This window comes from Sulfitobacter dubius, assembly GCF_027214245.1.
GTDB lineage: Bacteria > Pseudomonadota > Alphaproteobacteria > Rhodobacterales > Rhodobacteraceae > Sulfitobacter > Sulfitobacter dubius_A.
Genome location: NZ_JAPWHM010000002.1, coordinates 348,405 through 361,187, shown reverse-complemented (window position 1 = coordinate 361,187; position 12,783 = coordinate 348,405). Strand labels below are relative to the sequence as shown.

Genomic DNA, 12,783 nt, shown 5'->3' with positions numbered 1-12,783 from the left:
ATGGACCTGTCTGCCCTTTTGACCGACGCGCTGATGGGATACTTCGTCGTCTTCGCCCGCATCGGCAGCGCGCTTTTGTTCATGCCGGGTTTTGCGGAAACCTCTGTCCCGACGCGGCATAGGTTGTTCTTTGGTCTGATCCTGAGTGCCGCGCTTTATCCGGTCACAGGCCTTGGCCCGGTGGCCGAGGATCGCCCCGGAGCGTTGCTGCTGATCTTCGGGTCCGAGATCACCGTGGGCCTGTGGATCGGACTGGTGGCGCGCACGTTGCTCTCGGCGCTGCAATTCGCGGGCTATCAGATGGCCCTGATGTCGGGGCTGGCCAACGCTTTGGCACCGAACATTGGGGCCTTTGAAGGGGCGACGAGCATGGCCGCGATGCTGCTGATCGGCGCGACGGCGCTGATCTTTGTCACCGACCTGCACCACCTGATTATTGAATCCTTGCTGATGTCCTATCAGGTTTTCATCCCCGGCACCTTCATGCTGGCCGATCTGACCGACCAGTTTGCCCGCGCCACACAGGTCAGCCTCTACCTCGGCCTGTCAATCGCCGCGCCCTTCTATGTGGCGGGGCTGGTGCTCAACGTCGGCATGGGTCTGGCGAACCGGATGATGGCAAGCCTTCAGGTCTTCTTTATCGCCCAGCCCTTGCTGATCGCCGCCGGGTTGGCCTTGATGGTGCTGGCGGTTCCGACCATGATGCGGGGGTTTTTGGAGCCCTTCGCGGAATGGCTCACCACCTACGGGTTCTAGGCCATGTCGGAAGAGGACAAGAGCAGTAAGACCGAAGAGCCGACGGAGAAAAAGCTCCGCGACGCGCGCAAGAAAGGCGACGTGCCCCAATCGCGTGAGACCGGCACGGCGATGCTGGTTTTTGCCTTACTGCTGATCCTGATCTTCGTGCTGCCCAGTTCGATTGGCGGCATTGTCGAGGCACTGCAAAGCCCGCTGCTGGAGGCGGGTGTCACCGCCATCGGCACCGGCGGCACCGGGGTGGTCGAGGCGGGACAGGTGTTGAAATCGCTGGGCTTTACGCTCGGTCTGGCGATGATGCCAGTGGTGGGGATCATGGTGTTGGCGGCTCTCTTCGGCGTATTGATCCAAGGTGAGACCGTGGTCGCAGCCGAGCGGATCAAGCCGAAGATTTCCAAACTCAACCCGCTGTCGGGGTTCAAACGGCTCTTCTCAGCCGAAGCCTTTGTCGAATTCGCCAAGAACACCGCCAAAGTGCTGGTGATCGGCTTTATCACCGTCTGGGCTGTGCGGGATATTGCGCAGTCTCTGGGTCAGACGCAGGCCTTTGTGCCTGAGACTTTACTTGATGCCACTTTGCAAAAGGTGCGCTGGATTTTCCTTGTTACGACCACCTTCCTCGTCCCCATTGCCATTGCCGACATCATTTGGAAACGCGCGCAGTGGAAGAAGAAGCAGATGATGAGCCTCAAGGAAATCCGCGACGAGCATAAAGACAGCGAGGGCGATCCGCAGATCAAGGGCCGCCGAGCCGAATTGCGCCGCGCCCGCGCGCGCCAGCGCATCGCGCAGGCGATCCCGGGCGCCAGCGTGGTCCTGACCAACCCGACCCATTACGCCGTGGCGCTGAAATATGAACAGGGCGTGGATGATGTGCCGGTCTGCGTGGCCAAGGGCGCCGATGTGATGGCGCATCGCATCCGCGAGCTGGCCAAGGAACACGACATCCCGATGATCGAAAACCGCCCGCTGGCCCGTGCGCTACATGCAGCGGTGGATGTGGATGACCGTATCCCAATGGAATATTGGCAGGCCGTGGCCGAGATCATCGGCTTTGTCATGGATCTGCGCCGCAATGTCCGTCGTAAACCGCCTGCAGGGTCGTCGATCCGCGAGGATTAACCCCTGCCCGCTTAACGCAGGCGCAGCCCTTCGAGATTGCGGTCGGCGGGAAGTTTGGAGCGTTCCAGCAGGATTTTAGTGATCAACCGTGCGCGGACAAGGCTGAACGAGCCCATGATCTGCGCGGCGTCCCGTTCGGGCATGGCACCGATCACCTGCACGGCGGTCTCCACGTCGATTTCATCCATGATGCCCGCCGCCACCTGTGGCTTCATGTTGCGGTAAAGCTCAACCAGTTTGGTCATGTCCTGATTGTTGGCCTCTTCGATCACTTTAAGCTGCGCGCCGATCTCGTCGCGCAGGTTGGCCAGCCGGGTCTGCTCGGCTTTGAGGCTTTGCTCGGCCAGCGCCAGCTTGGCTTCCCGGTCGGCAATCGTATCGCGTTGGTCTTTCAGCAGCGCGCGCTCTTCGGCGATGGCCTCGGCGATCAGGTGGCTCGGCTCGCACATGCCGCTTTCGCCCGGGGCGCTGGCGTCATAGCTGGGCGGCGCGGGTGCGGCGGCAAGCTCGACAGGGACCGGAGGCGTGTCGCTGGGCGTCTCGGCGATGGCCATCATCGGCATGAACTCAACCGTGAGTTTGAGCACGCCAGCGACGCCGAGGCCAAACAGTGCGATCTTTGGCAGGGAGATACGGCTCATTCCTTACGCTCCTTGGTGATGTCGAAAAAGGTGCGGACCAGTTCGGATTTGCCCTGCACCGCCGCCTGCCCACGTACTTGGCTGCGCCCTTTGAGGCGTGCGGCGCGCATCTGTGCCGGGCTTTGGCCTGCCGCGGTAGGTTCAGCCGCGGCGGCTTGGCGCGGCTGCAGGGCGTCACGCTGCACAGGCGGCTCGGCGCGTTGAACCTTGGTGCTGAGGTCGCGCAGGTCTTCGACCGACCGGGCCGATTGATCGACGGCGCTCGAAAAAGCCCCGACCATTGGCTCCATCTCTTTCAGGGTCGCCATCAGGGCGCGGACCCGGCGATCAAGGATAAAAGCATAGACCAGCGTGCCAACCAGCAGCACGATGATGAGGATATCAATCAAGGCCGGCATCATCGTCGCTGTCCTCCTGATTTTCCTTAGGGAGCAAGGATTGGATCACCCGCAGCGCCAAGGCGCCATTGCTGCGCTGGCCAAAGGCGGCTTGAAACATCGGTTGCGCGTTCACCATGCCAACCACGGGGGTATCGACCGTCATGCCCAGATCAATCACCTGACCGGGCTTCCATTCCAGCACTTCATGCAGCGGGATCGTCACCTCTTGGAGCACGCCGGTGATGGTGACCGTAGTGCTTGATATCTGGCTGTTCATATCTTTGCGCGCGTTGCTGTCGGTGGGCGAACGTCCGCCAAGGAAGGGCTGCGCCAATTGCGCGCTGACCTCGTCCAGCGTGCCATAGGGCAGCACCAGCGCCATATGACCGCTGCGGTCTTCGAATTGCAGATGCATCCGGACCAGCACCGTCGCGGTGCGCGGCGCGGCCAGCATGACCGACCGGGGATTGGACTCCAACGATTGGATGTCGAATTGCACCGGGCTGACATCATGCAAGCAATGCGCCAGCCCTTTGAGCGACAGTTCCGCCAGTCTGCGGCCCAGTTTCTGCTCAATCGCAGTCAACCCACGGGGCTTCCACTGTTGGCTCGTGGCGCGGCGACCGCCCAGCATGATCTCTAGGACCGAAAACAACAGGTCCGGCTCGACCACACAGGCGATCTGGCTGCCCCAGCCTTCGGCATTGGCGATGGCGATGAGCGAGGGCGCCTGAATGCTCTCCATCGCGTCCTCATAGGGCATATATTCCAGCGAACTGAGCTCGATCTCTGGTGCTACGGTGCAATAGGATTTGAGGTCGGGCACCAAGGCCAGCAACAGACGGTCGATGATGATCTCAAGCGTGGGTAGGCGCTGAAAGCTTTCGCGCGCCTGACGGATCATCGTCTCTTCGAGGCTCAGCGCATCGGAGGAATCCGCTATCGTCATTGCACCACCATATCGGCAATCAGTATTTCATGCGGCGCGTCAGTGTGGCCCACCGCCCGCGCCCGGCGCAACAGTTCGGTTTTCAGCATCGCCAGCCCATAGCTGCCAGTCAGGTCGCTGACATGCAACTGCCGCAAGAAATCTTGGAAGCTGTCACGCAGGTAGATCTCACGCGCGATCAAACGGTCCGCGCCCTCGGCGGTTTCGTCATAGACCATCAGCATGTTCAGCTTGAGAAATCGGCTGGTTTGCCCGCCCTGCGGCCCGGTATCGGTGACGTTCACGATGATCTCGGGGAAAGGCATGACCGGCATCTTGATCTCGGTCTTCGGCTTTTCGCCATGCGCGTCTTCGCTGCCTTCCTCACCATGGGCATTGTCAGCGGTCTCAACCGTATCCTCGACGGTATCACCCCCGCCGAGCCCCACCATTTTCAACAGCCCCGAAGGGCCGATGGCAAGCGTCACCCCACCGACGCCAGCAAGAAGGCAGAGCAAGACGACAGCAAGGATAGCAAGAGGCTTTTTCATTCTTTAACTCTTAATCGGATCCTGCGCGGAGCGCCATATGCAAGAACAAATACATCCCCAAACAAGCTTTATTGCAACAGAAACCTGTTTATTTATCAGTTCTCACAAGTATAAATCGATATATGCTTGCATAGTGACGACCGAGCGGGGAATGCTCGGACTATCCAATCGAGTGAGGGCCCGTGAATCAGATCGTTGAAAACCTTAAGGATTTAGGTCCAAAGCGGCTGGCACTTCTGGGCGGCATCGGCTTGGCGATCACCGCGGCTATTTTTATCGGCGCGCGGACCATCCTCGCCCCCACCTATGTTCCGGTTTACAGCCAGCTTAGCCCCGGCACCGCGTCGCAGATGATGCAGACGTTGGAGCAAGCAGGTCTGACGGTCGACCTGTCACGCAACGGCGATACGATCTCGGTTGCGGAAAACGACATTGCCCGCGCCCGTATGGCGCTGGCCGATGCGGGGCTGCCCGGCGAAGGCGTGCCGGGTTGGGAGATTTTCGACAATATGTCCGGCATGGGGATGAACTCCTTCATGCAAAAGGTGAACCGGTTGCGCGCGCTGGAAGGCGAGCTGGCCCGGTCGATCCAAACCATCAGCGGCATCAAAGCCGCGCGGGTACATCTGGTGCTGCCCGAACGCGCCGCGTTTTCGCGCAGCCGGGCCGAGGCCAGCGGCTCGGTCATCGTACGCTCGCAAGCCAACGCCAGCATGACCCGCAGCCAAGCACAGGCGATCCAAGCATTGGTAGCCTCTGCTGTGGCGGATTTGGAAGCGCAGAACGTAACCGTCCTGTCGGCCTCGGGTGAGACGATCTTGGCCAAGGACGAGGGCGGCAGCTCTGACTTCTCTCTCCAAGGTCAGCGCAGCATGATCGAAGAGCAACTGGCGCAAAAGGTTGAATCCATTCTCAACGCCCGCGTCGGGCCGGGCAATGCCCGCGTGCGGGTCAGCGTCGATCTGACGACCGAGCGTGAAGTCCGCGTCTCGCGTAGCTTTGATCCCGCCCAGCAGGTGGCGCGGTCGATCGAAACCCGCGTGCGCAACTCCAATGAAACCGACCCGGCGGCGGCGACGGTGGATGTGGCGAACAATATCCCCGATGAGCTGCGCGACGATGCGGGCGGCGGCGCGGGGCAGTCCACCCGCTCCGAGAATGACGAGATCATCAACTACGAAATCGGCTCGGTCCAGAGCGAGCTTGTGCGCGAGCCGGGCGATATCGAGCGTATCTCGGTCGCGGTGCTGGTGAACGGCAGCTATGGCACCCTGCCCGACGGGTCCGAGGGCTATATCGAGCGCAGCCCCGAAGAAATGCAACGTCTGAGCCAATTGGTCAGCACGGCCATCGGCTTTGATCAGGCCCGCGGCGATCAGGTGCAGGTCGATAGCCTTCAGTTCCTTGATTTCGATTCCGAGTTCAGCAGCCCCGCAGGCCGTGGCTTGGGCGCGGTGCTGGCCGATAACGCCATGACCATCCTGCGCTCGCTCTTTGCCTTGGCGCTGGTGGCGATCATCATGGTGCTGGGCGCCCGCCCGCTGCGCATGGTGCTGGATGCCACCCTGCCCCAGCCCGCACTGGCCGGTGCTGGCGCCGACGCGGGCCTGCTAGACGGTCCTGAGCGGGATAACGCGCCAAAAGCATTGACCGGCGGCACCCAGAGCGAGACCCCGCCAAACCGCCTGCCCACCCCGGCGGGCGTCCAGACCGGTGCGGTGCTTGGCCCAATGGACGAGATGCCCCGCGACATGGTGCATCTCGCCTCGGTCGAGGGCGCAGTCCAGCACAGCCAATTGCGCGCCGTGGCCGAACTGGCCGAAGACAACACCGAAGACGCCCTGCGGGTTCTGGGCCAATGGCTGTCGGAAGGGGATGATCTGTGATCACGACCCTCAAGCTGCAAAACTTCGACGAGGACGGCAAAAGCAAGCCGCAGGATCCGGCGCTGCCCACGCCCGAAGAGATCGAAGCGAAGATCAAGAAGGCCCACAAACAAGGCCATATCGAAGGCTATCTGGCCGGGGCTGACGCTGGCCGGGCCGAGATGCATCAGACAATGCAGGCCGAACATGCCGTGATGGCCGAAAAGCTGGCGCAGGAACTAGCGCGGCTGTCGCAGGCGATGCAGGCCCATCAAGAGGCGCTGATGGCGCAAATCGTGGGCTTTACCCTGCAAACCTGCGAGATCGTCCTGCCCGAGGTGATCGAACGCCTGTCGACCGCGCGGGTGAAAAAGACCGTGACCCAATCGCTGAAAATGGCCATCGGTTCGAGCCAGATCAAAGTGCGCCTGTCGCCCGCCACGCTTGACCAGATTGGCCCAGACCTGCGCCAACGCGCTGTGTACTACAAATGCGACGGCGTGCTGGACCTGCGCGCCGATGCCGACCTGCCCGATGGGGATGCCCGCATGGAATGGGATCACGGCAGCCTTGATTACGGGTTCAAAAAGATTTGCGACCGCCTGCTCGCCGAATTGCGCGACACCCATGCGCGGGCGCTGAAAGCACAAAAGGAGAAGGACGGAAATGGACAAGCCTGACCTGCAATCGCCCAAAGACGACAACAACGCCGAAGGCAAAGCACCTGACGCAACGCCAGAACAGCCGCGCGCCGATGCCTTTGGCAATACCGCCAGCACAGGCAGCGATGACGCGGGCGTCTTCCCGCAACTCGACACCGAAGACTCGCGCAACGCCCTTGCCCCCCGTCCCGAGGCCGGTGGCGCTGGCATCAACGCGATGCTGAACGTCGGCCTTGATGTGCAGATCGTGCTGGGCCAAGCCCGCATGCCGATTTCGCGCCTGCTGGAACTCACCCGAGGCTCCATTGTAGAGCTGAACCGCAAAATCGGCGCACCGGTCGACCTCATGGTCTCTGACCGTCTGGTGGCGCGCGGCGATCTTGTGAAGGTCGGCGAAGACCGGCTTGGCGTGTCCCTGACCCAGATCGTCAAGGACTATGTCCCTGACTGACCTTCCCTCTCTGCGCGCCTATGCGTCGGGCCGCATGGGCCTTGCCCTGCTGGTGCTTCTCGCCAGCGGCGGCATGGCCATGGCCCAAGACGGAGGGTTTCTCTCCACGCTGTCGGATGTGATTGGCGACACCGCGCCCGGCAGTGACGAAAACGCCAATCTGTCGGGCCGAATTGTTCAGTTCATCGCGCTGGTCACCGTGCTGAGCATCGCGCCGGGGCTTTTGGTGGTGATGACCAGCTTCACGCGCTTTGTCATTGTCCTGTCGATGCTGCGCTCGGCCCTTGGCCTGAACCAGACCCCGCCCAATATCGTGCTGACCTCGCTGGCGCTGTTCATGACCTTCTTCGTCATGCAGCCAGTGTTCGAGGACGCCTATGAGGCCGGGGTCGAGCCGCTATTGGAAAACGCCATCGGCGAAGAACAGGCGCTGGAGCGGATCGCCACGCCCTTCAAAAACTTTATGTACGTCAACACCCGGCCCGAGGATTACGCCTTGTTCCTGCGCATCGCCCCTGCGGATGAAGAGGCCGAAGAGACCCCCCTGCCCGCCTCGGCAGAGGAGGCCACCTTTCGCCATCTTGTTCCGGCCTTCATGATCTCGGAACTGCGCCGCGCCTTTACCATCGGCTTTCTGATCTACCTGCCCTTTGTGGCCATCGACCTTATCATCGCCTCGGTCTTGATGAGTGCGGGCATGATGATGCTGCCCCCGGTGTTGATCTCCCTGCCGTTCAAGGTGATCTTCTTTGTGCTGATCGACGGTTGGTACATGCTGGCAGGATCGCTGATCGAAAGCTATGTGCCGCTTGCCGGTGGCTGACCTGCACCGAAAGGATTTAACCATGTCGACCAATGCCCTTTCCAAAACCCGCAGAAAGCCCATCACGGTGGAGGATCTGAACGGCCCCACCAAGGCGGCCATCACCTTTCTCTGCCTCGGAGAGCAGACCGGTTCGGAACTCATGCAAAAGCTCGGCACCGCCGAGATTGAGCGCATCACCAGCGCCATGAGCCGTCTTGGCCCGATCCCGGCAGAGGTAGTGGAACATGTGCTCAAAGAGTTCACCCAAAAGGTGGTCAGCGGCACCGGATCGGTCGTAGGCTCGCTGTCGACCGCAGAATCCATGCTGCGCAAGTTCATGCCCGAAGAACAGGTGACCAGCATCATGGCCGGGCTCAAGGACAGCGAACGCGAGAACGCCATGTGGCGCGGCTTTGGCGCGCTGGATGAGACGGTGATCGCCAACTATCTCAAGGGCGAGCACGACCAGACCGCGGCGGCGATCCTCAACAACGTCGACACCAGCGTGGCGGCCAAAGTGCTGCCCCTGCTAGGCCCTGAGCGGATGCAAGACATCGCCGAGCGCATGATCGCGATGGAAGCCGTGCCGCTGCACATGATGCAGCAGATCGAAGAGACGTTGAAACAAGACATTCTGTCGAACGCGATGCACACCAATTCGGTCGAGACGCATCAACGCATGGCGGACCTGTTCAACCAGTTAGATGTGCAGGCCTTCGAAGAGCTTTCCGGCGCGCTGGACGCGCGTATTCCCGACGCCTTCCAAGCCATCAAACAGCGTATGTTCGTCTTTGACGATCTGTTCAAGCTGCCGATGCAGGACTTGGCGCAGGTGATGCGCGGGCTGGATGGGGCCACCCTGCCCATGGCGATGCGCGGCGCCAAGAAAGAGCAGCGCGATCACCTGATGGAATGCCTGCCACAACGCTCGCGTCAGATGCTGATGGACGAAATGGCCGCTACCGGCCCGGTCCGGGGCCGCGATGTGCGCGCCGCACAGGCCGCTATGGTAGAATATGCCAAGACCCTCGCCGACGAGGGCGTCATCGAACTGCCCTCGGCAGCCGATGACGACGAATTCATCGAATAACGGGGATCAGCGGTAGGCGCTCGACGCGCTGTAGCCGCCGGTGATCGTGGGAATGTCGATGGTGATGGCCGTGAAAGTGCTGCCCTGACCGATAGAGACGGCCCCCTGCATTAGCGAAAGCACGGTGCTCGACGATGACGAGACGCCCTCTACCGCATCGTAAATCGCCGAGAACCGTGAGACGAGCTTGTCGACCTCGGCGGGGTCTTTCAGCTTTTCGATGTCAAACTTCTGCTCAAAAAGCGCGATCTGGCGGTCGAGATCGACTTGGATAGCTTCATCCGGCACGCCAAGCGCACGGCGCATGAATTTTCCGAGGTCTTCGTCTTTCAACACGTCGAGCCAAGTGTTGATTTCAGAGGCTTTGGATTTGAACTCCAAGGCAATCCGGGCGCCTTCGTTGTCTTCCCCGGCAGAGTTTAGAACGACCCGTTCTTTGAACCGGTCGATCATCTCATCCTGCCAGCCCGTGCGATTGAAGTTAAAGCTCCGCCCGCCATCGGGGGCAAAGCCTAACGTATCGTACATCTCTTTGATCTTCGGGTTGCTCAACCGGTTCACCAGAGCCGAAGACTCATCGGAATTGCTCTCTAGCGTTTTACGGATCATTGCCTTGCCAAAAATCTGATCCTCAAGATCAAAGGCCCGCATGACGAAAGTGTAGACTTCGGTATCGGCGACAAATTCCTTGGCGGATTTGATATCGCCGATACGCTCTTTAAAGGCTTCGATCTGCCGGGCGTTCAAGGCATCGTTGGCGGCAAGGTCGAGCTGTTTGTCGCGCGTTGCGTCAAACAGCTTAACCGCCACCTGCGTGCCAATGCCGCCCAGCGAAATCATGCGTGCGCGGCCTCATGGTTAGGCGCCGGAGGCGCCGGGCGAAGCTGCATCAGCTCGGTCTCGTATTTGAGCACCGCGCGCAATTCGCTCATGGCTTTATAAAAGTCGGCCATAGAGACGAAGTTCGCCGCTTCCATGATGCGACTGCGCATTTCCGCGCCAAAGCAACAGGCCAGATCGGCCAAGCCCTGCTGGATCATCGGGAGAATTTGATCGCGTGTATCGGGACGGATCAGCGCCGTTTGCACCAAGAAATAGACCTTGGAAACAGGCGTGGATTCCGCATCCGGCTTCAACAGATCGGACTCGCGCACGATGTCGGCGCGGTTCTCGACTGTCAGCGCTTGGCGGCGGTCGCCGTTGCGGATGACGCAGCCGTTCACGACCACACGTTCGCGGGGGCGGAGGGTGAGTTTCAGCATCTTACACCTCCTGCATCTGCGGCGCAGCCTGCCCGGCCAGACCGGCGGCGATATTGCCATTTATCTCAACCAGACCGGCCAAACGACCTTCGCCAGCCATCAGCGCGGTGCTGTGACGGTCCACCCAAAGCGCGATGGAAATGAGCGAGGCTTTCAACCCGTCGGGCATCTTGTTTTCCGGCTCGGACAGGTCAAAGCGCAGGGCCGACCAAAACCGTTGGTTTTCGTAAATTGCGTCGCGCAGACCGGAGGCGAGGATGTTCAACCGCTCGCTTTTGTCTTCGGTCGCATCAAAGCCTTGGCCCTTGTCGGCAAGGTCATGTGTGACGCGGCTCAGAATGCGGCGCTCGATCTGCCGCGGGGTTTCGCTCTCGCGAATGGTTCGTTTGTATGCTGCCAGCCCCATAGGAATTCTTCCTTGTTTTTATAGTTTGCTGCCTGCCAACCGCAAATTCTGAGGCGGTTGGACCGGGGCCAAAGCGCTAGGCTCTGGCCCCGAAAACCCTATTCCTTAACGGAACAGGCTCAGGATGTTCTGCGGTGCCTGGTTGGCGATCGACAGGGACTGCGATGCCAGCTGCTGCTGAACCTGAAGCGCCTGAAGACGGGCGGCTTCTTCTTCCATGTTGGCGTCAACCATCGCGCCAACACCGGAGTCGAGGTTGTCGGAGAGCTTGGTCAGGAACTCTTGCTGACGCTCGATCGACTTCTCGGACTGACCGAGGGAAGTCGCTGCGTCAACAGTAGCTTGGGTTGCGGTATCGGCCAGCGTCAGAACGTTGGCAAGGTATTGGTCACCGTCGATCGTGCCATCGGTATCGACGTCACCAGTTGCTGCCGCCCGCGTGGAAAAGTCCGTCGCAATCGCACTGAAAGTCTCAAGTTGTTTGTTGAGGTCAACTGGCGAAACAGTGATTTTTGTAGTTTGCAGGGTGCCGCCTGCATCCCGGCTGATACCTGTAATGATCTGGCGGTCGGCTGCAGCGGCACTCGTCGAAGCGGTGGCGGTACCGCCATAGACATCCAAAGCAAGCGGTGTTGAAGCCGCAGGAGTGGCCGCGTTATCAGATTTGGCGGCGTTTACGAGGTCGTCCCCGTTAAAGGTCGACTGCGACATAATCGCTGCCATGTCGGCCACCAGACGAGTCAAGTCGGCCTCGATTTCGCCAAGACCACCCTTGTTTTCCTGGGCAAAGGCAACCTTGTCACGGAATTCCGTCGCCAGATCGGAAAACTGCTCTGCGCCAAGACGCGCGGTCGCAACCGAGTTCTTGGTCAGTGTCAGGCTCTCATTCACGGCTTTGGTCATGCCGCTGTCGCCCTTCATGGTTTCGGAAATCGCAAAGTAAGCTGCGTTATCCTTACCGGAGGAGACTTTCAGACCTGTCGAAATACGATCTTGAGTTTGATTGAGGCTCGAATTGACGTTCCGCAAAGTTGCGAGAGCGTTCATTGCGGAGGCGTTTGTGTTGATCGAAGACATATTCTTATTCCAGACTATTCTAGTTCGTTAGGTCGTCTTTCTGACAACTGCGGGGCGAACCCGCTTGATTACGTTTTTACGCGAAAAACTGGCAACATTGAGGCAATTCAGAAACTTTTGTCCACGGTTGTCATCAGTGTTGCGCGGTTGTCACGTTTCGCACCGCTTCGGCCGTAAATGCCTGCAATGCTGTGCTTTTCCCGGATTTGGGAAACCTGTGAGATCATCTCTGACGTGGCTTGGCGGGCCAGTTGCAGGTGGTGATGATCGCGCGCGATCAGATCTTTTAGATCGCGCAATTTATCTTTGCTGACCGCTTCGGGGTCGTGACTGAGTTGCTCTTCCAGCACGGCGGTGAGTCGGGCTTTTTCGCTGGCGAATTCGACCAGTTGATTGAACGCCCCGCCCTCCACCGCGGCGATTTCGCGGCGCAGCAGATTGCCCAAGGCGTCAACGGCGGCGAGTGCTTTGCGCGGATCGCTCATCGGTCTGCCCCCGTTTGATAGCGCTGCATGGCGGTCTCTATACTGCGGGCAATTCCGGTGCTGTTCTGCTCGGCGATGCTTTCGCCGATCGCGTTGGACAGAAAGCTGCGCCATGTCTCTTCAGCATGACCGCCGCCGAAGCTGCCGATGTCCACGGTCGAGAGCATTTCATCGACCATCTGGCCGAGGAACATCGCCTCGAACTCCTGCGCTTTCTCGGCGGTGACGGCGTCGGCCTGGGTCACTGCGGGCTTGGCTGCCGGGGTCGGCGCGGGGATTGGGAGAGATGCGAATTCCATAAC

Annotated in this window: 17 protein-coding genes; 7 read left to right on the top strand and 10 right to left on the bottom strand. The window is 60.2% G+C overall.

Annotated features, from left to right (window positions below; all coding sequences use genetic code 11):
* Both O4H31_RS05605 and flhB read left to right on the top strand, forming a co-directional pair.
* Nucleotides 1-756: a flagellar biosynthetic protein FliR gene (locus tag O4H31_RS05605; protein WP_243261226.1), complete on the top strand. Its 756-nt coding sequence runs from the start codon at nt 1-3 to the stop codon at nt 754-756.
* 3 nt (nt 757-759) lie between these two features.
* Nucleotides 760-1,878 (top strand): flagellar biosynthesis protein FlhB, encoded by a 1,119-nt coding sequence (gene flhB, locus O4H31_RS05600; RefSeq protein WP_269343633.1) that lies wholly within the window; start codon nt 760-762, stop codon nt 1,876-1,878.
* An 11-nt stretch (nt 1,879-1,889) separates the two neighbouring features.
* Here the strand turns inward: flhB and O4H31_RS05595 are convergent, their stop codons facing one another.
* Genes O4H31_RS05595 through O4H31_RS05580 form a run of 4 tightly spaced genes read right to left on the bottom strand, consistent with a single transcriptional unit; the run spans nt 1,890 to nt 4,378 of the window.
* Entirely contained in the window at nt 1,890-2,519 is a 630-nt protein-coding gene (locus O4H31_RS05595) for a MotE family protein (protein WP_269343631.1), read from the bottom strand.
* A complete protein-coding gene (locus tag O4H31_RS05590; RefSeq protein WP_269343629.1) occupies nt 2,516-2,920 on the bottom strand; it encodes a flagellar motor switch protein in 405 nt (134 codons plus the stop codon). The genes O4H31_RS05595 and O4H31_RS05590 overlap by 4 nt, the downstream gene beginning before the upstream one ends.
* Nucleotides 2,901-3,848 carry a flagellar motor switch protein FliM gene (locus O4H31_RS05585; protein WP_269343627.1) on the bottom strand — a complete coding sequence of 316 codons (948 nt, stop codon included), beginning with the start codon at nt 3,846-3,848 and terminating at the stop codon, nt 2,901-2,903. Before O4H31_RS05585 ends, O4H31_RS05590 begins: the two co-directional genes overlap by 20 nt.
* Nucleotides 3,845-4,378 (bottom strand): flagellar basal body-associated FliL family protein, encoded by a 534-nt coding sequence (locus O4H31_RS05580; protein WP_269343625.1) that lies wholly within the window; start codon nt 4,376-4,378, stop codon nt 3,845-3,847. The genes O4H31_RS05585 and O4H31_RS05580 overlap by 4 nt, the downstream gene beginning before the upstream one ends.
* Before the next feature lie 182 nt (nt 4,379-4,560).
* On the opposite strand from O4H31_RS05580, the gene fliF reads away from it, so the two are divergent.
* From fliF to O4H31_RS05555, 5 genes are read left to right on the top strand one after another with little or no spacing between them, the layout of a single operon-like run.
* Entirely contained in the window at nt 4,561-6,264 is a 1,704-nt protein-coding gene (gene fliF / locus O4H31_RS05575) for a flagellar basal-body MS-ring/collar protein FliF (RefSeq protein ID WP_269343623.1), read from the top strand.
* Complete coding sequence (locus O4H31_RS05570) at nt 6,261-6,923, top strand: FliH/SctL family protein (RefSeq protein ID WP_067938953.1); 663 nt, start codon at nt 6,261-6,263, stop codon at nt 6,921-6,923. Before fliF ends, O4H31_RS05570 begins: the two co-directional genes overlap by 4 nt.
* Nucleotides 6,910-7,356: a FliM/FliN family flagellar motor switch protein gene (locus O4H31_RS05565; protein WP_269343620.1), complete on the top strand. Its 447-nt coding sequence runs from the start codon at nt 6,910-6,912 to the stop codon at nt 7,354-7,356. The genes O4H31_RS05570 and O4H31_RS05565 overlap by 14 nt, the downstream gene beginning before the upstream one ends.
* On the top strand, nt 7,343-8,179 hold the full coding sequence (gene fliP, locus O4H31_RS05560) for a flagellar type III secretion system pore protein FliP (protein ID WP_269343619.1): 837 nt from the start codon (nt 7,343-7,345) through the stop codon (nt 8,177-8,179). The genes O4H31_RS05565 and fliP overlap by 14 nt, the downstream gene beginning before the upstream one ends.
* A 22-nt stretch (nt 8,180-8,201) precedes the next feature.
* Nucleotides 8,202-9,251 carry a flagellar motor switch protein FliG gene (locus O4H31_RS05555; RefSeq protein WP_067629210.1) on the top strand — a complete coding sequence of 350 codons (1,050 nt, stop codon included), beginning with the start codon at nt 8,202-8,204 and terminating at the stop codon, nt 9,249-9,251.
* 6 nt (nt 9,252-9,257) lie between these two features.
* On the opposite strand, the gene O4H31_RS05550 is transcribed toward O4H31_RS05555, so the two are convergent.
* The 6 genes from O4H31_RS05550 to O4H31_RS05525 form a co-directional block, all read right to left on the bottom strand.
* On the bottom strand, nt 9,258-10,091 hold the full coding sequence (locus O4H31_RS05550; RefSeq protein ID WP_269343617.1) for a DUF1217 domain-containing protein: 834 nt from the start codon (nt 10,089-10,091) through the stop codon (nt 9,258-9,260).
* Nucleotides 10,088-10,513, bottom strand: a complete 426-nt coding sequence (locus O4H31_RS05545; RefSeq protein WP_269343615.1) for a flagellar biosynthesis repressor FlbT — start codon at nt 10,511-10,513, stop codon at nt 10,088-10,090. The genes O4H31_RS05550 and O4H31_RS05545 overlap by 4 nt, the downstream gene beginning before the upstream one ends.
* Before the next feature lies 1 nt (nt 10,514).
* Nucleotides 10,515-10,919 (bottom strand): flagellar biosynthesis regulator FlaF, encoded by a 405-nt coding sequence (gene flaF, locus O4H31_RS05540; protein WP_093928359.1) that lies wholly within the window; start codon nt 10,917-10,919, stop codon nt 10,515-10,517.
* A gap of 105 nt (nt 10,920-11,024) precedes the next feature.
* The gene (locus tag O4H31_RS05535) at nt 11,025-11,996 is read right to left on the bottom strand and encodes a flagellin (RefSeq protein ID WP_269343613.1); all 972 of its coding nucleotides are present in this window, start codon (nt 11,994-11,996) and stop codon (nt 11,025-11,027) included.
* Nucleotides 11,997-12,103: 107 nt separating this feature from the next.
* Nucleotides 12,104-12,481, bottom strand: a complete 378-nt coding sequence (locus O4H31_RS05530; RefSeq protein WP_209217508.1) for a hypothetical protein — start codon at nt 12,479-12,481, stop codon at nt 12,104-12,106.
* The gene (locus tag O4H31_RS05525) at nt 12,478-12,780 is read right to left on the bottom strand and encodes a rod-binding protein (RefSeq protein ID WP_120350420.1); all 303 of its coding nucleotides are present in this window, start codon (nt 12,778-12,780) and stop codon (nt 12,478-12,480) included. The genes O4H31_RS05530 and O4H31_RS05525 overlap by 4 nt, the downstream gene beginning before the upstream one ends.
* Between the last annotated feature and the right edge of the window lie 3 nt (nt 12,781-12,783).

Coding starts and splice junctions, on each gene's coding strand:
- O4H31_RS05605 (WP_243261226.1), top strand. CDS start 1: ATGGACCTGTCTGCCCTTTTGACCGACGCGCTGATGGGATACTTCGTC.
- flhB (WP_269343633.1), top strand. CDS start 760: ATGTCGGAAGAGGACAAGAGCAGTAAGACCGAAGAGCCGACGGAGAAA.
- O4H31_RS05595 (WP_269343631.1), bottom strand. CDS start 2,519: ATGAGCCGTATCTCCCTGCCAAAGATCGCACTGTTTGGCCTCGGCGTC.
- O4H31_RS05590 (WP_269343629.1), bottom strand. CDS start 2,920: ATGATGCCGGCCTTGATTGATATCCTCATCATCGTGCTGCTGGTTGGC.
- O4H31_RS05585 (WP_269343627.1), bottom strand. CDS start 3,848: ATGACGATAGCGGATTCCTCCGATGCGCTGAGCCTCGAAGAGACGATG.
- O4H31_RS05580 (WP_269343625.1), bottom strand. CDS start 4,378: ATGAAAAAGCCTCTTGCTATCCTTGCTGTCGTCTTGCTCTGCCTTCTT.
- O4H31_RS05565 (WP_269343620.1), top strand. CDS start 6,910: ATGGACAAGCCTGACCTGCAATCGCCCAAAGACGACAACAACGCCGAA.
- fliP (WP_269343619.1), top strand. CDS start 7,343: ATGTCCCTGACTGACCTTCCCTCTCTGCGCGCCTATGCGTCGGGCCGC.
- O4H31_RS05555 (WP_067629210.1), top strand. CDS start 8,202: ATGTCGACCAATGCCCTTTCCAAAACCCGCAGAAAGCCCATCACGGTG.
- O4H31_RS05550 (WP_269343617.1), bottom strand. CDS start 10,091: ATGATTTCGCTGGGCGGCATTGGCACGCAGGTGGCGGTTAAGCTGTTT.
- O4H31_RS05545 (WP_269343615.1), bottom strand. CDS start 10,513: ATGCTGAAACTCACCCTCCGCCCCCGCGAACGTGTGGTCGTGAACGGC.
- flaF (WP_093928359.1), bottom strand. CDS start 10,919: ATGGGGCTGGCAGCATACAAACGAACCATTCGCGAGAGCGAAACCCCG.
- O4H31_RS05535 (WP_269343613.1), bottom strand. CDS start 11,996: ATGTCTTCGATCAACACAAACGCCTCCGCAATGAACGCTCTCGCAACT.
- O4H31_RS05530 (WP_209217508.1), bottom strand. CDS start 12,481: ATGAGCGATCCGCGCAAAGCACTCGCCGCCGTTGACGCCTTGGGCAAT.
- O4H31_RS05525 (WP_120350420.1), bottom strand. CDS start 12,780: ATGGAATTCGCATCTCTCCCAATCCCCGCGCCGACCCCGGCAGCCAAG.